20 protein-coding genes are annotated in these 19474 nt (G+C 44.7%); 4 read left to right on the top strand and 16 right to left on the bottom strand.

Annotation, left to right across the window (positions count from 1 at the left end; all coding sequences use genetic code 11):
* Positions 1-308 precede the first annotated feature (308 nt).
* From BCU07_RS02575 to BCU07_RS02510, 14 genes are all read right to left on the bottom strand, one after another.
* Positions 309-1445, bottom strand: coding sequence for a flagellin (locus BCU07_RS02575; protein WP_102428635.1), 1137 nt, complete (start codon positions 1443-1445; stop codon positions 309-311).
* A 418-nt stretch (positions 1446-1863) separates the two neighbouring features.
* Positions 1864-3054: a flagellar hook-associated protein FlgL gene (gene flgL / locus BCU07_RS02570; RefSeq protein ID WP_017064129.1), complete on the bottom strand. Its 1191-nt coding sequence runs from the start codon at positions 3052-3054 to the stop codon at positions 1864-1866.
* Between the two features lie 10 nt (positions 3055-3064).
* On the bottom strand, positions 3065-4945 hold the full coding sequence (gene flgK / locus BCU07_RS02565; protein ID WP_102428634.1) for a flagellar hook-associated protein FlgK: 1881 nt from the start codon (positions 4943-4945) through the stop codon (positions 3065-3067).
* Between the two features lie 220 nt (positions 4946-5165).
* A complete protein-coding gene (gene flgJ, locus BCU07_RS02560) occupies positions 5166-6083 on the bottom strand; it encodes a flagellar assembly peptidoglycan hydrolase FlgJ (protein WP_017064131.1) in 918 nt (305 codons plus the stop codon).
* Positions 6084-6093: 10 nt separating this feature from the next.
* On the bottom strand, positions 6094-7185 hold the full coding sequence (locus tag BCU07_RS02555) for a flagellar basal body P-ring protein FlgI (RefSeq protein WP_017076828.1): 1092 nt from the start codon (positions 7183-7185) through the stop codon (positions 6094-6096).
* 94 nt (positions 7186-7279) lie between these two features.
* Entirely contained in the window at positions 7280-8056 is a 777-nt protein-coding gene (gene flgH / locus BCU07_RS02550; protein WP_004736181.1) for a flagellar basal body L-ring protein FlgH, read from the bottom strand.
* An 88-nt stretch (positions 8057-8144) separates the two neighbouring features.
* A complete protein-coding gene (gene flgG / locus BCU07_RS02545; RefSeq protein ID WP_004736180.1) occupies positions 8145-8933 on the bottom strand; it encodes a flagellar basal-body rod protein FlgG in 789 nt (262 codons plus the stop codon).
* Between the two features lie 21 nt (positions 8934-8954).
* The gene (flgF, locus tag BCU07_RS02540) at positions 8955-9704 is read right to left on the bottom strand and encodes a flagellar basal-body rod protein FlgF (RefSeq protein WP_017095944.1); all 750 of its coding nucleotides are present in this window, start codon (positions 9702-9704) and stop codon (positions 8955-8957) included.
* A 253-nt stretch (positions 9705-9957) separates the two neighbouring features.
* Entirely contained in the window at positions 9958-11262 is a 1305-nt protein-coding gene (gene flgE / locus BCU07_RS02535) for a flagellar hook protein FlgE (protein WP_017062260.1), read from the bottom strand.
* A 49-nt stretch (positions 11263-11311) separates the two neighbouring features.
* On the bottom strand, positions 11312-12025 hold the full coding sequence (flgD, locus tag BCU07_RS02530) for a flagellar hook assembly protein FlgD (RefSeq protein WP_010439286.1): 714 nt from the start codon (positions 12023-12025) through the stop codon (positions 11312-11314).
* A gap of 17 nt (positions 12026-12042) precedes the next feature.
* On the bottom strand, positions 12043-12456 hold the full coding sequence (flgC, locus tag BCU07_RS02525; protein WP_004736176.1) for a flagellar basal body rod protein FlgC: 414 nt from the start codon (positions 12454-12456) through the stop codon (positions 12043-12045).
* Positions 12457-12460: 4 nt separating this feature from the next.
* A complete protein-coding gene (flgB, locus tag BCU07_RS02520) occupies positions 12461-12856 on the bottom strand; it encodes a flagellar basal body rod protein FlgB (RefSeq protein ID WP_004736175.1) in 396 nt (131 codons plus the stop codon).
* A 255-nt stretch (positions 12857-13111) separates the two neighbouring features.
* Entirely contained in the window at positions 13112-13939 is an 828-nt protein-coding gene (locus BCU07_RS02515) for a protein-glutamate O-methyltransferase (RefSeq protein WP_004736174.1), read from the bottom strand.
* A gap of 11 nt (positions 13940-13950) precedes the next feature.
* Positions 13951-14877 (bottom strand): chemotaxis protein CheV, encoded by a 927-nt coding sequence (locus tag BCU07_RS02510; RefSeq protein WP_017062261.1) that lies wholly within the window; start codon positions 14875-14877, stop codon positions 13951-13953.
* 77 nt (positions 14878-14954) lie between these two features.
* On the opposite strand from BCU07_RS02510, the gene flgA reads away from it, so the two are divergent.
* The 3 genes from flgA to BCU07_RS02495 all read left to right on the top strand — a co-directional run bounded on the left by flgA (position 14955) and on the right by BCU07_RS02495 (position 16689).
* Complete coding sequence (gene flgA, locus BCU07_RS02505) at positions 14955-15701, top strand: flagellar basal body P-ring formation chaperone FlgA (RefSeq protein WP_017064135.1); 747 nt, start codon at positions 14955-14957, stop codon at positions 15699-15701.
* A 178-nt stretch (positions 15702-15879) separates the two neighbouring features.
* The gene (flgM, locus tag BCU07_RS02500; protein ID WP_017062263.1) at positions 15880-16197 is read left to right on the top strand and encodes a flagellar biosynthesis anti-sigma factor FlgM; all 318 of its coding nucleotides are present in this window, start codon (positions 15880-15882) and stop codon (positions 16195-16197) included.
* 66 nt (positions 16198-16263) lie between these two features.
* Positions 16264-16689, top strand: a complete 426-nt coding sequence (locus tag BCU07_RS02495; protein WP_017064136.1) for a flagella synthesis protein FlgN — start codon at positions 16264-16266, stop codon at positions 16687-16689.
* 257 nt (positions 16690-16946) lie between these two features.
* Here BCU07_RS02495 and flgP read toward each other — a convergent pair whose 3' ends face one another.
* The gene (flgP, locus tag BCU07_RS02490; RefSeq protein ID WP_102428633.1) at positions 16947-17378 is read right to left on the bottom strand and encodes a flagellar assembly lipoprotein FlgP; all 432 of its coding nucleotides are present in this window, start codon (positions 17376-17378) and stop codon (positions 16947-16949) included.
* A 9-nt stretch (positions 17379-17387) separates the two neighbouring features.
* Complete coding sequence (locus BCU07_RS02485) at positions 17388-18023, bottom strand: FlgO family outer membrane protein (RefSeq protein ID WP_017064137.1); 636 nt, start codon at positions 18021-18023, stop codon at positions 17388-17390.
* A 192-nt stretch (positions 18024-18215) separates the two neighbouring features.
* Here BCU07_RS02485 and BCU07_RS02480 point away from each other — a divergent pair, with 192 nt between their 5' ends.
* On the top strand, positions 18216-19349 hold the full coding sequence (locus BCU07_RS02480) for a flagellar assembly protein FlgT (RefSeq protein ID WP_017062267.1): 1134 nt from the start codon (positions 18216-18218) through the stop codon (positions 19347-19349).
* Positions 19350-19474 lie beyond the last annotated feature (125 nt).

Below are 19474 nucleotides of genomic sequence, written 5' to 3'. Positions count from 1 at the left end.
AACAGTCAAATAGAGATTTGAAAAAGGTAGAGCGAGAAAATTCGCAGGAAAGTAAATAGCAAAAACAAGAAATACAGAAAGGAAAAAGCCCCTTTTCCTTTGAGAGAACCGGGGCTAGTTGGCGCGTCAGAGCCTGTGTGGAGATCATCGAGAAATGAACACATTTCCGACTTGCCGTTGCATTCTTACTGTAAAAATGGATAGCAGGTGAGAGATGAGAGAGCTAAACACTCAATAGTAAGTATGCTTGCCAGTTTCCCTTGCTGCATGGCTCACGTCTGAACACGAGCAGCGAGTTCAACCAATAACTATTGCAATAGTGACATCGCAGAGTTAGGCAACTGTTTCGCTTGAGCAAGTATCGAAGTACCTGCTTGTTGCAGAATTTGTGATTTGGTCATTTGCGTCGTCTCTTTCGCAAAGTCCGTATCTTTGATTCGGCTGTTTGAAGCGTCTACGTTCTCTTGTACGTTTGCCAAGTTATTAATACTGTGGCTTAGACGGTTCTGCTTTGCACCCAAATCAGCACGCTGTGAATCTACGTATTTCATTGCAGAATCAATCACGCTAATAGCATTCTGTGATCCTGCTACGCTCATCAAACTAATATCTTGAACCGATGTTGCACGACCTTCACTCTTGATTCCTAACTCAGAAGCTAAGCCACCAGAAATAGACATAGCCCCTTCAAGGTCAGGTTCAGCAACGAACAGTTGAATGCGGCCATCATCGGTAACCGATGCGTTCACAAGATCAGATTGACCATTAATGTAAGTCGCAAGCTCTTCGATATCATCACCCGCTTTGGTATTGATATCTAAAACGATGTCTTCACCCGCTTTGGTTTTGAATTCGAACTTAAGATCGCTCGCTGTTGGCGGCACTTCCCAGTTCTTATCTTTCGCGTTTTCTGAATCGAACGTAGTACCACCCATACGGTAGTCATCTGCACGGATACTTGTCAGAGCCATGATCATTGCTTCACCAGAGTTAGAACCGATCTGGAATGAAGCTTCACCGAATGAACCGTTCAGTAGACGACGACCACCAAACGATGTGGTTTCCGCAATACGGTTAAGCTCATCTTGAAGTGCCATTGACTCTTCGTTCAGTGCAGTACGCTCTGCCGGCGAGTTAGTGCCGTTTGATGATTGAATCGCTAGATCACGCATACGTTGTAGTACGTTAGTCGATTCGTTCATCGCGCCTTCTGCTGTTTGAGCAATCGAAATACCGTCGTTGGCATTACGCATTGCCACATCAAGACCACGAGACTGAGCGGTTAGACGGTTCGAGATTTGCAGACCTGCCGCATCATCTTTCGCGCTGTTGATCTTGTGACCAGATGACAAACGCTCCATAGAAGTCGCTAAGTCATTAGATGCTTTATTCAGGTAACGCTGTGCTGTCATAGCAGATACGTTAGTGCTTACATTGATAGCCATTTTGCTCTCCTTATGAGTTCGCAAAGTTTCTGCGAAGCGGCCAGCTTTACTCTCATATGGATAAGCACTGACCGTGTATTACTCGATAAACCCTATACAAGGTTTAAGATCTGTATTAATCATTTATAACCAACACAGATACAAGTTGTATGCCAAGTTTAATATCATATAAATAATTTTTTAATTATCTAAAAATCAGAAGCTTACAAACAACACTGCGCAATTATGATTTTCTACTATTAGAAGATGAAAAACATTCACCTTCCTTATTGCCGTTTTTTGCCGCTATTCTAGAAACATCATGCTTCGTACAAAAAAGCGGCAAACTGTGGCGTCATTCGCACGTATGGCATAGCACATACGGCAAGGAATCAACGCCATGGTGATCGACAAGCCACCATTAAATACCGATTGATCATTAAATATAGTTAAACAAGGTCAGGTCTTTGGTTTTGCCAAACGCTTGTTGAGAAGCTTGTAGTGCTCGAGAGTTTTCATTGAACTCAATGATCGCTTTCGAGTAATCCAAGTCTTCAAAGTTGCTTTTTGCTTTTGCTAAAGACAACTTGAAATCTTCATGTTGTTGCTCTTGAATATCCAAAGTACTCAAGCGTGCACCAACATCGGTTCTTGCCTTGGTCAAATGGATAAACGCAGCGTGGAACTCTTCAGTTACTTGGTGCAGTTTCGCTGTTGCTGATGCATCCGATACCGGGTTTTCAGCCTGCTCAGCAGCCTCTTTGAACGTATCAAAGATAGAGAAAGTCTCTCGTGGTTCTAAGGTGATCGAATCACCTTTAGTGATTTGGCCTTTGATTTGAATATTCAGCCCTTCATAAACAATGCCTGTCGAAGGATCAAAATCTTCTGCCGCAACCACTGCGCCGTCTTTTTCAAGCTGATAAGCGAAATTGCCCGTCTGCATGTCGACAAACGTCACTTTATAAGTAGACCCATCTTCATCGCTGTTGGTCGCACGCCCGAGCAATAACTCAGACGCAGGTTCAAGCTCGTACTGAGGTTCGTAGTCACCGAACGGGTTGTCTATTTCCATAAACATCTTGCTGCCCGGATCATTCATTGCCATTTCAAAGCTGCTTGCCACACGCATCTTGCGTTGGTAGTCATCACCTTGATATGTCACATTCCCTTCGTTATCTCGAAAGAAAGGCTGATTTTTCGGCTTAGTGCCTGCAAACGTGTAGTTACCCGACTCATCTTGAGAGTTGGCTAAATGCAGGAAGTTATTCGCCAGTTCTTGAATTTCACGCTTCTTAGCTAAACGGTCTTCCGGAGAAAGCGCACCGTTGATCATTTCCATCACGGTTCGTTTTGCTTCATCAGCAAAGCCTTCAGTGTTAGAAACCAATACTTCATGATGCTCAAGACGGTTTCTGACTAGAGTAATCGCATCGACATACTGTTTAAGCTGTTCTGACTGCTGACCAATGTTCTGTAAATAGTGCGTCGCTAATGGGTCATCACTTGGCGACTGTAACTTCTTACCCGAAGCAAGTTGTGCTTGGTTGTGATGCACCTTGTTCTCTTGACGGCGCAAGTCGTTTTGTACTGACTGATAATTATGGAAGCTAGAGATACGATTCAACATTTATACCTTCCTATCTCAGAGCCAAAATAGTGTTAAACGTATCATTGGCTGCTTGCATGATACGTGAAGAAGCCATATACGCTTGCTGAAATTTCATCATGTTTGCCGCTTCTTCATCGAGGTTTACTCCCGAGATAGAAGCAATACGTTCTTGAGCCGACTGTTTTTCTAATGTCGCAATATCACTCAGGCGATTTGCCGTTGAAGACTTCAAGCCCGTATTAGTATTCAAGTTGTGGTAAAGGTCTAAAATCGTAGACTCACCATCATTCAACATCTTTCCTGTTTGAAGATCTTGTAGCTTACGCAGGTTACCGTTGTCACCTTCTGATGGGACAAGGTTTGCCGTAAACTTATCATTTGCCACCGCACCGGGTGTGAGCTCAAACGTTGTACCGTTGATGGTCACTGGCCCTTGTGGCGGATACGGTTGAGGCTGCATTAAAATGTTACCCTTCGGATCCGTCACAGCAAACTGCTCACCTTTTGGTGAGACAATCACTTCAAACTCACGCAGTTGACCTGCTTCTAGGATTTTAAATCCCGCTGTACCCTTGGCAAACGTGGTCGATGCCTCATAACTTTGCGCAGCAATGTCTTTCGGGTCTTTGGTTTCCATATGAATCTGCGCAGCAAAATTACGCGTTGGACGCAGTAACAGTTTCTCTCCTAGTTCAGGAGGGTTACGTACTTCCACTCGCATGCCATCAAGATAAAAAGCACTACCGCTAGAGTCGGTCGCCATCTTAACGGTCTCACCGTTCGGCTTAGTCACGACATAATCACTGCCATCGTATTTCAGTCCATACTCACCGCCTTTTAAGGCAGAAGTATCATCAATGTATACCGCAACATCGGCTTTCGATTGCCCGCTAGCCGTGACACGAGATTTTGCCACCAGCTCTGAGTTCACGTCGGTAAACAAGTCCTTACCTACGTTGCCGTTAAGATCCAAACCTTGTTCTTGAAGACTATTGACCTCATATGAAAACGCGGTCGCCATACGACCAAGCTCATCCATGATTGCTGGGATATGTTCGTCACGCATGTCTAGCATGGCGCCGATTTTTCCGTCGATATCACTGCTGGTGATCGGTTTTAAAGACTTACCTTCAACAATCGCTAGGCGGCGCTGATGTGCATCGGGTAAGCCATCAACCATCTTCAGCTGACTCGCTTCACTACCAGAGACCAAGGTATGGCCATTACCAATATGGACATTAAACCCTTCGGCATTTGAGCGTGGTGTCACCGTAACTTTGGTGTAACCAGAAAGCTCATTAATCAACTTTTCATGCTGATCTCGTAGGTCATTATGAGGCCCAGGAGTTCGCATCATTAAACGCTGAACATCACGGATCTCGTACGCAAGTTGGTTAACTCGCTCGATACCCATATCTAATTTTTTATTCGTAGAATCAGACTGTTGACGAACTGTTTCATGAAATTCATTCAAGGTTTTAGTTACAAGCCCTGCTTTCTCTAACACGACCTTACGCGCACCCACATCATTTGGGGTATCGGCGAGAGTCTTAACGGAATCAAACCATTCGTTGAGGTTTTCTGGAATCTTCTTTGAAGCGACCGACGACAACATGCTCGACAGCATATCGAGGTTGGCTTCGGTATCGCCTTTGTTGGCGGCATTGGTTGTCGATAAGTTAAGTTCTTTGACGGCAAACTGATCCCAAGAGCGGCGAACATTTTCCACATGTACCCCCATACCGTAGGATTGCCCACCGTACTGGCGCGGGTCATTCACACCTTGAATCACAGACTGGCGGCTATAGCCCTCTGTGTTAGCGTTAGAAATGTTATGACCTGTGGTGTTGAGCTGTCTCTGAGCCGTAAGAACACTTTGTGCCCCTACATTCAGAAGATCCGACGCCATAATGCCCCCAAAAAACTTAACAAAACCAGAATGAACTGATTAACTACAACCGTATATTACTAAGATAAAAGCAATATATGTGCCAACACAAACAATAGGAAATTAAAAGACGATAATTTATTGAAGTGTAAGGAGATAACTATGGATTACGCGTAAGAACTGAAGGGGCGGAGAAGAAAAGAGCCTGCCAGTAGCAAGCTCTCTATGTTGATTTATGACGCTAGTTCATCTCATCAATCTTGGCTTTAACTCGTAAAACCTTGTCTGCATAGTTAGGGTCAGTTGCGTAACCAGCCTGATGAATACCTTTGATGAAATTCTCTGAATTGCCTTGATGCTGTAGCGCCGTTTCGTATCTTGGATTTTCGTTCAAGAACTTCACGTAATCATTAAAGCTATCTTCGAAATTAGAGTAAGAACGGAAGGAAGCTGACTCTTTAACGGCGGTTTTGCCATGGAACTCAAGAGTTTGAGTCGCGACCTTATCGCCCTTCCAACTTCTATCTGCTTTGATGTTAAATAAGTTATTGCTGTTGCCCAAAGAGTTCTTAACCATTTTAGAACCCCAACCCGTTTCAAGGGCAGCTTGTGCCAATAGAAGAGACGAGTCCACACCAAGCGCACTTGCCGCTTTTTCCGCGTAAGGCTTCATTGAGGTCACAAACGATTCTGGAGAATCAAAGGATACTGGCTGTTTTGCTGCTTGCGCAGGTTGAACGTCTGACGCTCGCTCTTCCGAACGGCCTGAATATTGCGGTCTTTGCAATGAAGCATCAAAGCCTTCACTGCGAACCTTCTCTTCAGACGTATCGCTTGCTTGGCCAGCGCTTAGTTGAGCCACGATCATATCTGCAAGACCTAATGAACCTGAAGCGCTTAACTCACTCGCCATTTGGTCATCTTGCATCTGACGATAGAACTGCTCGTTCTGGCTGTTCAGCATATCCGACTTAAAGCTTGAGTTAGCATCGCGCATTGACTTAAACAACATCGAGGTGAAAATCGATTCAAACTGTTTTGCCGCCGCGGTTAATGCTTCTTTCTCGCTGCCTTCTTCACCGTTTACGGCTTGTTGACGAAGACGGTCTAAACTACCGATGTCGTGAATAAAGCCGATGTCATTGTTATTCTTAATCATGCTTTATTCCTTAGATAATGATCAATTGGCCTTCAATTGCACCCGCTTGTTTCAGTGCTTGAAGGATTGCCATTAAATCAGAAGGTGCAGCGCCTACTTCATTGACTGCGCGTACCAAATCGTCCAGCGTTAGGCCCGGTTCAAATTTGAACATCTTGCCATCGCCTTCCGTGATTTCGATATCAGAATCAGGAACCACTACCGTTTGACCACCAGAGAATGCATTAGGTTGGCTTACGTTGAGATTTTCTTTGATTGCAACCGTCATACCACCATGGGTTACCGCCGCCGCTCTTAGGCGAACGTGCTTACCAACCACAATAGTTCCGGTGCGGGAGTTAACAATAATTTTTGCAGAACCCTCTGCAGGATCAAATTCGATGTTTTCGATTGCCGATAAGAAAGCCACGCGTTGGCTGATTTCTCGAGGAGCGCGAACTTTTACTGACGTCGCGTCAACCGCAGACGCCATTTGTGGACCTAGGAAGTTGTTAACCGCATCAGCCAAACGCTGAGCCGTTGTGAAATCAGATTGAATTAGGTTAAAGGTTATGTAGTCACCACGACCGAATGGGGTCGGGATCTCTTGTTCAACCGTCGCACCGCTAGAGATGATACCGACGTTAGGGTTGTTACCGACAATCTTAGAACCGTCGTTACCTTGTGCACTAAAGCCACTTACCACCAAGTTACCTTGAGCCACAGCATACACTTGACCGTCTAGACCTTTCAGGAAAGTCTGCAGTAAGGTACCACCACGAAGGCTTTTTGCTGATCCGATAGAAGACACCGTTACGTCAACTTCCTGGCCCTGCTTAGAGAATGCCGGGAGTTCAGCGGTAACAATTACCGCGGCGACGTTTTTAGTTTTTGGCTTGGTGCCGGGCGGCAATTGGATGCCAAAGTTTTGCAGCATTGCGTTAAACGTTTGATCGGTAAAGGGAGTTGTCTCACCTGTCCCCGGCAAACCCGTAACCAAACCATAACCGACAAGTTGGTTACTACGAACACCCGCCACTTTTGCCACGTCTTTAATACGCGCAGCATGGGCACTGGTGGCAAGAAATAGCATGCCGAATAGTACGAGTGTGAGTTTTTTCATTGAGTAACCTGTCTGTATTGCTTTAGTTTATAATAACTTAGCGAAATATTTGTGATTGATGAGGGCTGTCAGTATCTCGACGCCCTATCAAGCTCTACAGAGATACATTAAAGAATCGTGCCAAGAATCCAGGCTCTTGCATATCTTTCTGCACGCCCGTACCTGAATACTGAATTCGTGCGTTAGAAACACGGTTTGAAGCGATGGTATTTTCGAAGTCTATATCATCAGGACGGATGGTGCCGCTTAGGCGGATGTACTCATCGCCCGTATTCAGTGTCATCCACTTTTCGCCACGAACGACTAGGTTACCATTGGCTAATACTTCGATAACTTCAACGGTAATGTAACCGCTGATGCTGTTACTTTGGTTGGCTGACGCATCACCCGCAAAGGTGTTGGTGTTGCTCAGATCATAAGAAAAGTTGTACTTGTCGATAGTCAGCTCTTGACCACCAACTGCCAGCGGCTCCATCGATGCATCGTTCGACTTAGACATGTCTGCGTTGGCTTTCTTGGTCGCTCGAGTATTCTCGTCTAACGCCACGGTAATGATGTCACCAATGCCACGAGGTTTTGAGTCGTCATACATGCTGCCAATGTGATTAACATTGAACAGTGAGCCCGTTGCTGCTGCGTAGTGTTCTGGTTTTTCTTTTGGATTGATTGGCGCCCATGCTGGGTCACCGGCAACTGGATCGGTTCGACCACGAAGTGTATCAATAATGCCAGAGCTCTCTTGCGCCGACTTATCACCTTCCACGGCATCAACCACTGTGGTTGCGTTTTCTTCTGCCGGAGTCTCAATAGGATCCAAGACAGAACACCCCGTCATAGACATAAACAGAGCTAAACAAAAAATACGTTTCATGGCGATATACTCTCAGCAGGCAATGGTAAATGGATCAATTAGCAAAAACAGATCTATTAATTAAAAAAGTAAACGGCAAATAAACCAATTACAGCTGTTGGTTAACAAAACTCATCATCTTGTCTACCGACGAGATAACTTTCGAGTTCATTTCGTAAACACGTTGAGCTTCAATCATATTAACCAGCTCTTCGGTGACGTTGACGTTCGATGTTTCTAGCATCGACTGACGAATATTACCTAAGCCATCAAAGCCAGGAACCCCCTCTTGCGGATCGCCACTAGCACCGGTTGGTAAGTAAAGGTTTTGACCTACAGGCTCCAAACCACCTGGGTTTACGAAGTCAGTGATGGTGATTTGGCCAACCACGACGTTGTTTTGCTCACCACGTAGACGTACTGATACTTCACCGTCGTTACCAACAGTTACCGAAATCGCATCTTCAGGAATCACGATTTCTGGTTGCAGAGCATAACCTTGACCTGATGTAACGATCGCGCCGTCACCGTTCAGAGTGAACTGACCATTTCGGCTGTAACCTGTTTCACCGTCTGGCATTTCAACTTGGAAGAAGCCGTCGCCTTCAATCATCATATCTAAGCTGTTCGACGTTGTTTGCGCGTTACCGTGAGTGTGCACTTTTTGAGTTGCGACTACTTTTGAACCTGCACCTAACATCAAGCCACTAGGCAGCTCAGTATTTTGAGACGATTGGCCACCTGGCTGGTTGATATTCTGATAGAACAGATCTTCAAATACCGCACGGCTCTTTTTAAAACCAATGGTCGAGGCGTTGGCAAGGTTGTTCGAAATTGTTGATATATTGGTTTGTTGTGCGTCTAAACCTGTTTTACTTACCCATAATGCTGGATGCATAGTAAATTCCTTTAAATTCTATTAGCTCATACGAAGCAGTGAATCAGACGACTTGTCCATTTCCTCTGCCGTGCTCATCATCTTGACCTGCATTTCAAACTGACGTTGTAAGTCAATTAGGCTGGTCATTTCACCTACAGCATTTACGTTACTGCCTTCGATAGCACCTTTAAGCAACGTTACCGCTGCATCCGCTTCGTATGCCTGATCTGGGTTTTTCGAACGGAATAGACCATTCGTATCTTTAAACAAACTTTGGTTGTCTGGGCGTACAAGTTTGATACGGTCGACAATCGCTAATTCTTCAGCTGGAGCGCCTTGAGGAATCACCGAAATCGTACCATCTGTACCAATTTCTACTTTGCTGACTGGGATTGGGAGCGTGATTGGCGCGTCATTCTCACCTAACACCAAGTGACCGCTTGCGTTGGTTAACAAACCGTTTTGGTCTACCTTTAGATTACCATTACGCGTTAAACCTTCACGGCCTGTGTTATCCATCACTGAAATCCAACCATCACCTTGAATAGTGACATCAAGATCTCGGCCAGTGGTGACCACACTACCTTGTGCGAAATTATGACCCGGACGTTCTGTCATGCTGAAAACACGAGTAGGCATGCCTTCACCGTACGCTTGCATTGAACGTGCTTGTGCTAAATCAGCACGGAAACCCGTTGTACTTACGTTGGCAAGGTTGTTAGCACGTAGCTGCAAAGCTTGCATATTTTGCTTAGCGCCACTCATGGCAAGAAACAGTGCACGATCCATAATTTTGCTCCAAAAAATCATCTTCTGGGGCTAATAAAGCAAACACTGTGCCAATATTTTTTACTGTTATTTATCAGTAATTTAAATAGAGAAAGAACGGAAAGGGGTGATCGTCAAAGGATCATTGAGGAATAATTGTTGCCAGAGGCATTACCGGGCGGCAATAGGGGCGGCAAATAAAAAGACAAACAACAATACCCAATTCAATAACATTGAATTGGGTATTCGCAGATGATTCAAACGCTTTAAACGATTAACGAATCTGAAGAATATTCTGTTGTAGCTGGTTGTGTACTTCTAGAGAACGCGAGTTCGCTTGGAAGTTACGTTGAGCAGAAATCAAATCAACCAGTTCTTGAGTCATATCGATGTTCGACTGCTCTAGCGAGCCGTTGTTGATGCTACCAAATGAACCTTTGTTCGATTCACCCCAGATCTTGTCACCAGAGTCGTTGGTAGAATCCCATTGAGTACCGCCTTTCTTATCCAGACCTTGCTCATTTGGTACACGAACCAAGCCTACACGGCCAAGCATCACGTTTTCACCATTTGAGTAAGTACCTAGAACACTGCCGTACTCATCGAAATCGATTTTTGTTAAGAAACCTGTTGTCGCGCCATCTTCATCAAACTTAGTCAATTCAAACGGAGCGGCAAACTGAGTTGACGAATCTAGACCAAACTTAAGCACTTGAGTTGGATCAGCACCGTTCAAGTCAATTGGGTTCGCGCCAGCACCCAGTGGTTCCGAGTTAATCGGCTGACCATTGTTTAGGCTTGCTAACGTACCGTCATTGTTGAACTTCATTGTGTGACCAACATGACCTTGTGCATTCGTCGCATCACCACCAGTAATGTTGACCGGCTTTTCACCGTTCTCATCTGACATGGTGTAGTACGTTTGCCAAGTGTTTGGTTGAGTCTGATCTTTGAGGTAGTAAGTCGTTAACTTGTAAGACTGACCCATAGAATCGTATACCGTCGAAGACGTTGCACGGTTATAAGTATCAGCATCTTTGAAGTTAAATGCAGCCGGGTCTTTAAGATCACCGTTTGCAGGAAGGTTAACCCCTACTTCAATGTTTTCTGTCTGTTTTGGTTTACCAAACTCAGCAGGAATGTCGAGAGGCTTTGGCGCATAAGAAAGAACTTCCCCCGAGTTTGGATCAACATCGTAACCTAAAAGAAACTCATCATTAGCGGTAACCATGTAGTTGTCTTTGTTTAGGTGAAATGCACCATTACGCGTTAATTCGTTAATCTCTGGCACCATGCGGTCTTTAGATACTGCAAAGAAACCTGTACCACTTACACGTAAGTCCATTGGGTTGTTCGTATAAATACTTGAACCTTCGTGGAACTGTTGCGCCACTTGGCTAGCTTGCGCACCGCCACCTGCCGTCGTTTTTGCGTTAGTGAACAACGAGCTTGAGTAAACATCACCAAACTCGGCACGAGACTCTTTAAAGCCAAATGTGTTCGCGTTCGCAATGTTGTTACTGGTTGTATTAAGGTCTAATTGTGCAGCGGATAGGCCGCTTAAAGCTACATATGACATTCCATTATTCTCCTAATCTATCTAGCTAGCATAGTCACTCAATAAAGAGCTACGCTTTACCAACTTCTAGTACTTCAGCAAGTCGTACTGGCGATGTGAAACCAGCCAGATTGAGTAGTACGTTGCCATCGCCCTTACCAAGAAGCACACTGTTCACGTTCGCATAACTGGAAACTTGGAACTCTGTGTTCTCGCCATCCAGCAAACCCGACGCTTTCACGTTGTATTTACCGGCCGGCAATGGGTTACCGTCTTCGTCTTTTCCGTCCCATTCAACACGTGTATCACCAGATGGTTTAGAGCCGATATCAAATGTGCGAACCAATTGGCCAACTTCGTTCTCAACACGGACCATTACATTGTCCATTGCCTGAGGAAGCTTAACCATTGCCGCCATACCGCCATCACCGGGTTTTACACCTGCCGCACCAGGAACCAATACATCACGCCCAACTAAAGAGGAGGCCTGAAGAGCTTGGTTAGAGGTCATTGATGAATTCAAGCTTTCAAACTGTGTATTCATTTTGCCAATGCCATCTACGGTCGCAAATGAAGCCATTTGCGCAATCATCTGGTCATTGCTAACCGGCTTGAAAGGGTCTTGTTGTGCTAGTTGCTTAGTCAACAAAGATAAGAAGTCTTCTTGTTTAAGATCCTGCTTACCTGTTGTTTCGTCGGGCTTTTTAGCGCCATCTTGAAGACTCTTCAGCTGGTCAACATAGGACAAGCCGCTTTGACCAACATTGTTGTTGATTCCAGCCATGTGCTACCTCCTTATCCTTATTGACCCATCTGCAGCGTACGCAGCAGCATTTGTTTACTCGAGTCAGCAACCTGTACGTTTGTTTGGTACGCACGTGATGCCGAAATCATGTTTGCCATTTCTTCCATAACGTTGACATTAGGCTTGTAGATATAGCCTTCGTTGTTCGCTAATGGGTGATCCGGGTTGTACTCCGCGCTTAGCGGCTTATCGCTTTCCACAATACCTAATACTTTCACAGGCACAGTGTGACCACTGTTGCGTGCTTTATTTAACTCAGCGCCGAACACTGCGTGACGAGCCTTGTAAGTTTCTTCAGCAGAACTACTTACACTGTCCGCGTTCGCAAGGTTGCTCGAGGTCGTATTTAGACGAACAGATTCAGCACTCATCGCAGAACCAGTCACATTGAATACATTGAATAAACTCATCTAATTATTCCCCTTTAATCGCTTTAGTTAAATTCTTGAACTTACTTCCTAAGAAGTCGAGAGAGGCTTGATGCCTAATTTGGTTTTGCATGAAAAGGTTTCTTTCCAAATCCAAATCAACCGTGTTGCCATCTCCTGTATCAGGTTGGGTAGGAATGCGATACTTCGTTTCCCCGTTCACCGTTGTTGAGGCAGAAATGTGCCGACCATCTGTACGGCTAAGACCAATGCTTGCCCCAGAACTTGCCGCTTGCAGTGATTTCTTAAAGTCTAATCCCTTTGCTTTATACCCAGGCGTGTTTGCTTGCGCGATATTGGTGGAAAGCACCTCAGCGTTACGCTCACGTACACCAACTGTGTGCTGGTGAATGCCCAAAGCATTGTCAAAAGAAATAGCCATGTAAACCTCAACTCAAGAACTGACTGTTATGAAATAACCAAAGCAATATATATACCAACTTTTGAAACAAGGCGGTCTATCAATGCTTTTACAGGTTACTCGTGGGTAAACTTGCAATAAACAAGCCAAAAAATAGAGTAAATTGGAATGTCACTCTGACTTAAAGATATAGCTTAAGCAGGAAAAAGAAAACCCAGCACTTGGCTGGGTTTTAAATTTAGACGGTAACCTTACACCTAATATCGGTGCCGCTCGTTACTTTAATTTGTAGATGATGCCTGGATTACAGCGAACCATTTCAAAACGATCCGTTAAGCCTGTTAGTGATTCCGACGCACCTAATAGCAGGTAACCACCTGGGTTGAGGCTATTTGCCATCTGGTTAAGTACCTTTGACTTCATATCAGGTGAGAAGTAGATCAGCACGTTACGACAGAAAATGATGTCGAACTTGCCTAACAATGCATAGCTGTCCATCAAGTTCTGAGGGCGGAAGTTCACCATGCGCTTGACGTTATCTTTCACTTTCATACGGCCATCGCCCGCATCTTCAAAGAAAGTACGACGGCGCTCTGGAGAAAGTCCACGTCCCAATGCAAGGTTGTCGTAAGCGCCAGTGCGGCACATATCCAACATACTTGCTGAGATGTCAGTTGCGGTAATCGATACATTTGGCAGCATACCTGGCTTACGAGCTTGAGTTTCAAGAATCGTCATTGCCATTGAGTATGCTTCTTGGCCTGAAGAGCTTGCCGCAGACCAAATCTTAATAGGACGTTTATTTGCCGCTATTTCCGGTAGAAGCTTATCCGCAAGCACAGCAAACGGGTAAGTATCACGGAACCAAAGTGTCTCGTTCGTCGTCATGGCATCGACAGCAGCCACACGCAGCTCACGGTTTCGACCTGTTACTACATCTCTCAACAAATCAGACAAAGAAGCTAACTTAAACTTCGTTACTAATGGGCTTAGACGACTGCGCACTAAATACTGCTTGCTGTCACCTAATACAATGCCACATTGAGATTCTAAGAAACGGCTGAAATCGCGATACTCTTGATCACTTATTGTTATAGCAGTCATTAATGTCTCTTTTAGTTAGTTAACGCAGCTTTTACAGCTGCACCAAGCTCATCTGGGTTGAATTTAGCGATGAAGGAGTTAGCTCCAACACGCTCAACCATGGCTTGGTTAAATACACCACTCAACGATGAGTGTAAAATTACGTATAAATCTTTAAGTTCGGCGTGACGACGAATCTCAGCAGTCAGCGTGTATCCATCCATTTCTGGCATTTCGATATCAGAAATCACCAATGAAATCTGATCGTAAATACTGCCTTCTGATGACATCTGCATCAGCTTCTCATAGGCTTCTTTACCATCCTTCACCGAGATAACTTCAAAACCAATCGACTCAATAGCACGCTGAACCTGCTTACGAGCAACGGTCGAGTCATCAGCAATCAAGATGCGGCGAACCAGTTCTTTCTCTTGTTCTACTTTCGCAATATCTTCAGCAATCTTGCTGTCCATTGTTTCATCAACAGGAGAAATTTCTGCAAGGATCTTCTCAACATCAAGAATTTCTACCAATTCATTATCAATGTTGGTTACCGCTGTCAGGTAGTTAGCTCTACCTGCGCCATCTGGCGGCGGAAGAATCGATTCCCAGTGCATGTTAATAATGCGCTCAACTGAACTTACCAAGAAACCTTGAATGGTTCGGTTAAACTCAGAGATAACCACAAAACACTTTTCAATATCCGTTGTAGGACGGCCACCAATCGCTAAGCTCAAGTCGATCACAGAGATCGTTTGGCCACGAATGTGTGCTACACCTTTAACCAGTGGGTTCAAGTTTGGCATCTTTGTCAGCTTAGGGCATTGCAGCACTTCTTTTACTTTAAAGACATTAATGCCGTAACGCTGACGCCCCATTAGGCGAAAGGTTAGTAATTCTAATCGGTTTTGACCGACGAGTTGCGTACGCTGATTCACCGAATCAAGAATACCCGTCATGAGCTCATCTCCATATCAAACTTTTTTGTATAAAAAGTGTTAGTCTACTGCAGGCTACGAACCACCAGAGAAACGGAATGACGTATTATAAAACAAATTTGCCACCTCTTTCCATAGCAATGTGTAGAGCTACTTTTAAAACTGTCGCTAAGTTTATCGGCATTTTATCAATATTGTTTAGTTTTTTTGTACAAGCTGCGACCCCAGAACAAATTGAGATGATTCAGTCTGCAGCGGAGCAACATATCCTTGATACAGTTGAGCAGCCACAAGGTGGCGAACTCTTTGTTAATTCAGCAAATGTTGACTCAAGAATCAAAGCGACAGACTGCCCAGTGCCTTTAGAGACCAGCGCTTCAACGACCACCAATACCCGCAGCAGTATTACGGTTTTAGTGCAATGTGTTCCTGATGAGTGGCGAGTTTATGTACCGGTGCGCCTTTCGATGTCGGTGCCTCTTGTCACCACCACTCGCTCACTCGCGAGAGGCGAAATCGTCGGTCAATACGATGTCACCACCGCTATGATTTCTCTTAACAAGTTTCGTCGCCAAGGTTTCACAGCTCCACATCAGGTCATCGGCGCTAAGGTAAAAAAGAACCTAAGACCGGGCGATGTTGTAGAAAGAGGTGATATCTGTGTCGTGTGCCGAAACGAGAAGGTTATCATACAGGCAGTAAAAGGTGGCATGACCATTACCACCAAAGGAACTGCGCTTACCGATGGCTCTATGGGTGATCAAGTAAGAGTGAAAAATGATAAATCACAGCGTATAATTGAAGGGATTGTTACCAGCATGTCTGAAGTCACGGTTTACTTTTAACTCTTTACTTCTAAATTGACGGTATCGTTAGCGATTTCACCCTCAACTCTAACGCCAAATATAACGGCTGCGGTGTTTTGTCCCTTTTCGACTATTGAGCTAAAAATTGCTAAAGTATTCGAACCCTTGGTCGATATTGACTGTACAGGTTCCCATTTTTGAAGAAAAAGGCTTAACTATGGCAGGCATTGATAATATTCGTTCAGGGCAAACCCTAACGACCACTAACCGATCAGCAGTACGCTCTGATTCTAGTTCTGAGGCATCACGCTCTGATGTATCAACTAAATCACCAGCAAGCAAAGATGCGGTTTCACTGAGCCAACAAGGCAAAGCGATTGGTCAGCTCCACCAAGATATGGCAGCACAGCCAAGCTTTGATTCTGTGAAAGTAGCAGCGATCAAAGAAGCAATTGCGAATGGTTCATACACTGTCGATCCAGAGAAACTGGCTGACAACATGATCAAGTTCGAAGATGAATTAAAAGGCCTTTAAGAAAACACTAACTTTTCATTGAAGTTATTGTCTTAAAGTACTCGAGGTTATGAATAGGTTTACGTTATGGCGGCACTAGCAGATTTAGTTAATTTTCAACTTCAAAATGCCAAAGCCTTATCTGAATTACTAAGTTCAGAGAAAACCGCTATTACGAGCCGACAATCAAACGATATTGAGCGAATCGCCAAAGAAAAAGTGGTCCTAGTTGAACAACTAAGATCAACCGATCAGCGAATCGCAGCCCATACCAATATCTCAGAACTGACCGAGAACCCTGAACTTGCTCAGTTAGTCACTAAGATCCAGTCGATAGTGCACGATTGCCAGCAAGCGAACCTTGTTAATGGCGAAGCCTTGAATCGAGCACACCTTAGCTTCAAAAAACTCAGCAATATGATGCAGCAAAGCCACGGCAAAATTGGCATGACCTACAATGCCGGTGGTCAAACGCATACTATCTCTACGCTGGGAACCAACGTAAAAGCCTAGTTAAGTTAACTCTTCCTCTTCAGTAATACCCCTTGTTAACCGTTTATCTGTATCTCAGACTATTCCTGTCGTTATCTTTTATTAAAACACCTAATCAGCCTTTGAACGCCCTGACAAAATCGATAAACAAAAAAGCGGCAAGTATTTTCATACTTGCCGCTTTTACATTCATATTAGTTATTGGTTGCCGATACGCCATCTGGAAAACGAAAGCAGCCAATATAACTGGATAGTCCTATCGCTAGACGCCCCTTGGGCTAGAACAGCGTTTGTTGTCTCTTTTCAGGTACAGGTTGAACTTCACCGTAATTACGTAGCTGTTCCATCTTACGGATATCAAGCTGAAGCTCAGTAACATAGCTATCGCCCACAGGGTAGCTGCGTACCACTTCTGCACCGCGGATTACGCCATCAACCGCACCAGAAGTACGTTCCGTACCAAGGCGTTGATCTTCCAACTCTGCCCGACCACTCACTCGCATGCCGTAAACCTGTTCAGCAAGCTCACGATAAGCATCGATCTTAGAGGCTCTCATCGCGCGGATACGTCTCTCTTCGTCGTTACGACCTTTCTGCTCACTGATACTCGCATAGCCAACAGCCACTAAGAAATCATCAGGTCTCATGCTCTGCAATGGCTGACAGCCAACAAGCAATAAAGCGGCAACAACAAACATTAACTTCTTCATCTCGAACTCCTAAGGGCGAAGAATAACAGTATAAGGCTGACTGATCGTTGGATCGGAACGAATGATCACGCCATCTTGAGTTCGAATACTGTTGAGAGTATCTAGGTCACGGCCAATACGGTCTGCAGGTAAGAAGCCTTGTGCCGTCGCCACTACAATTCGAGTTTGCATGCCAACAACGCGAGCATTTACTAGTACACCGCCTTCTTGGCGAAGCATGGTGCCTGTCAGTACATACTGTACGTCTTGCTCTTGAGCTAAGTCTTTCCAATCGCGGCTCAACGCAAAGTCACCTTGGTGAGTCACTTGGATAGAGCCAGTAGTTTTAAAATCAACCACCTTGAAGCCACGACGCTGAAACTGATGAATGAAGCCTTCTGATACCGAGTTGCCTAGCCAGTTCGTTGTGTCCATGTGCTGCAGGTCCACAAACGAAGTAATTGCTATTGGCGTTCTCGCTGAAATACTTGTATTCGAAATGATCAAATCTTCAGTCATACTTTCCACAAAAAAATCCATGGTATGACGAGGGCTGTCCATCAACATAAACTGACTGCCTGAATATTCAGACTTGCCGTTATAGATCGGCGAATAAGCGCATGATGTCAGTAACATGACACTCATTACTACGAGCCATTTTTTCATTCTCTAATCTCCAGATAGTTTTAGTGCCACCTGTTCCAATATGTTCTCACCATTATTCTTTTCAATGGATTACAATGTTGGAACAGTCTTTGCTTTTCATTAATAGTTCAGATTAAGAAAAACGCACTTAAGTCAGCTTCAAGCTTATAGTTATTTGTTAAGCAATATTTATACCCAACTGGTAACGAATAGATGAAAAAAATAATTTCTTACTTATTTTCAATAAGTTCACTGATAACCATAAGCTTCAGTGCTCATGCCTCTTGGTATGAGGTTACCGGTACCGCAGCCATCGTATCGTCAGAGGAAACGGCAAGGGTCCATGCTCTGGAAGACGCGGTATATAAAGCGATCCAGTTCTCAGGAGCCGACATTGGTAGCATTGCCAACCTCACGCCCTACCTCGACGCAAACAAAAAAGAGTTTCAATTTACCAATCATGAAGTGCGCTACATCTTGGTAGAAAAAGAGAAAAAACGCAGTGGCAATATAATGATCACCGCAAGGATCGATATCTATCCTTCGGCAAATGCTTGCCATGAGAGCCAATATAAGAAGACATTTTTGGTCGGCAACATCGATGTAACTTCCCCACAGCAAGCTGTAATGGGCAGAATCTATAACATCGGTGATGATTTTGGTCATGTCGTAGATCGACAGCTGGCGCAAGAGTCTCGCAGCTTTGTTTCCGTTGGCACGACCAATTACGACATCGACAAACGTCGACCTGAAGTGATCAAGATGATCGCCCAAGACACTGGCGCACAATACATCATTGGTGGCGACATTACCGATTTAACCGCGACCATCGAGTCCAAACTGTTGAAAGACGACATCATCAATCGCCAGTTTGCGTTAGAGATGCAAGTCTTCGATGGTAAAACAGGGCATCAGGTTTACAACCGTAGCTATCGTGAAGTGGCAAAGTGGCCATTTGCTAAGACCAGTGAAGTCGACACCCGCAGTGCCCGTTTCTGGGCATCAACCTACGGCAGCATGATGCTGCGTGTTAGCCGTAATATTATGTTGGACTTAGAATCGGAAGTGTCATGTAAGATCACCCTTCCAGAGGTGGCAGCGGTATTTGGTAACACTGTGACCATTGATTTAGGTCGAATGCATGGCGTACAACAAGGTGACAAGTTGCAACTGTGGCACACAGGTTCGTTTATCGACCAACGCGGTTTGCCACGCAACAAGGTTTCTCAAAGCGACATCACCCTAACGGTTTCTCGCGTTTACGAAAACGAAGCGGAACTCACGATTGATCAGCCAAGCCTTGCGGGAAGCATTCAAATTGGTGATGTGATGCAGAAAATCATGTAGTTAGCGACACTCTCGTCTCAGAGTTTCTAATAAAGCCTTAGCAAAGATGCTAAGGCTTTATTTTTTTCATGGGTATTAGTTTCGGTTTTGCAGTATTTGGCGTAATCTTATTGATAACATAATCA

The sequence above is a fragment of the Vibrio sp. 10N.261.54.E10 genome, assembly GCF_002877735.2.
Classification (GTDB): Bacteria; Pseudomonadota; Gammaproteobacteria; order Enterobacterales; family Vibrionaceae; genus Vibrio; species Vibrio crassostreae_C.
The sequence above is the reverse complement of the archived record's forward strand: the minus strand, read 5'-3'. Positions and strand labels throughout refer to the sequence as shown.

Coding starts and splice junctions, on each gene's coding strand:
- flgC (WP_004736176.1), bottom strand. CDS start 12,456: ATGAGTTTATTCAATGTATTCAATGTGACTGGTTCTGCGATGAGTGCT.
- BCU07_RS02575 (WP_102428635.1), bottom strand. CDS start 1,445: ATGGCTATCAATGTAAGCACTAACGTATCTGCTATGACAGCACAGCGT.
- BCU07_RS02480 (WP_017062267.1), top strand. CDS start 18,216: ATGAAAAAAATAATTTCTTACTTATTTTCAATAAGTTCACTGATAACC.
- BCU07_RS02485 (WP_017064137.1), bottom strand. CDS start 18,023: ATGAAAAAATGGCTCGTAGTAATGAGTGTCATGTTACTGACATCATGC.
- flgF (WP_017095944.1), bottom strand. CDS start 9,704: ATGGATCGTGCACTGTTTCTTGCCATGAGTGGCGCTAAGCAAAATATG.
- flgG (WP_004736180.1), bottom strand. CDS start 8,933: ATGCATCCAGCATTATGGGTAAGTAAAACAGGTTTAGACGCACAACAA.
- flgJ (WP_017064131.1), bottom strand. CDS start 6,083: ATGATTAAGAATAACAATGACATCGGCTTTATTCACGACATCGGTAGT.
- flgL (WP_017064129.1), bottom strand. CDS start 3,054: ATGTTGAATCGTATCTCTAGCTTCCATAATTATCAGTCAGTACAAAAC.
- flgH (WP_004736181.1), bottom strand. CDS start 8,056: ATGAAACGTATTTTTTGTTTAGCTCTGTTTATGTCTATGACGGGGTGT.
- BCU07_RS02495 (WP_017064136.1), top strand. CDS start 16,264: ATGGCGGCACTAGCAGATTTAGTTAATTTTCAACTTCAAAATGCCAAA.
- flgE (WP_017062260.1), bottom strand. CDS start 11,262: ATGTCATATGTAGCTTTAAGCGGCCTATCCGCTGCACAATTAGACCTT.
- BCU07_RS02555 (WP_017076828.1), bottom strand. CDS start 7,185: ATGAAAAAACTCACACTCGTACTATTCGGCATGCTATTTCTTGCCACC.
- flgK (WP_102428634.1), bottom strand. CDS start 4,945: ATGGCGTCGGATCTTCTGAATGTAGGGGCACAAAGTGTTCTTACGGCT.
- flgM (WP_017062263.1), top strand. CDS start 15,880: ATGGCAGGCATTGATAATATTCGTTCAGGGCAAACCCTAACGACCACT.
- flgD (WP_010439286.1), bottom strand. CDS start 12,025: ATGGCTGGAATCAACAACAATGTTGGTCAAAGCGGCTTGTCCTATGTT.
- flgB (WP_004736175.1), bottom strand. CDS start 12,856: ATGGCTATTTCTTTTGACAATGCTTTGGGCATTCACCAGCACACAGTT.
- BCU07_RS02515 (WP_004736174.1), bottom strand. CDS start 13,939: ATGACTGCTATAACAATAAGTGATCAAGAGTATCGCGATTTCAGCCGT.
- flgP (WP_102428633.1), bottom strand. CDS start 17,378: ATGAAGAAGTTAATGTTTGTTGTTGCCGCTTTATTGCTTGTTGGCTGT.
- BCU07_RS02510 (WP_017062261.1), bottom strand. CDS start 14,877: ATGACGGGTATTCTTGATTCGGTGAATCAGCGTACGCAACTCGTCGGT.
- flgA (WP_017064135.1), top strand. CDS start 14,955: ATGACGTATTATAAAACAAATTTGCCACCTCTTTCCATAGCAATGTGT.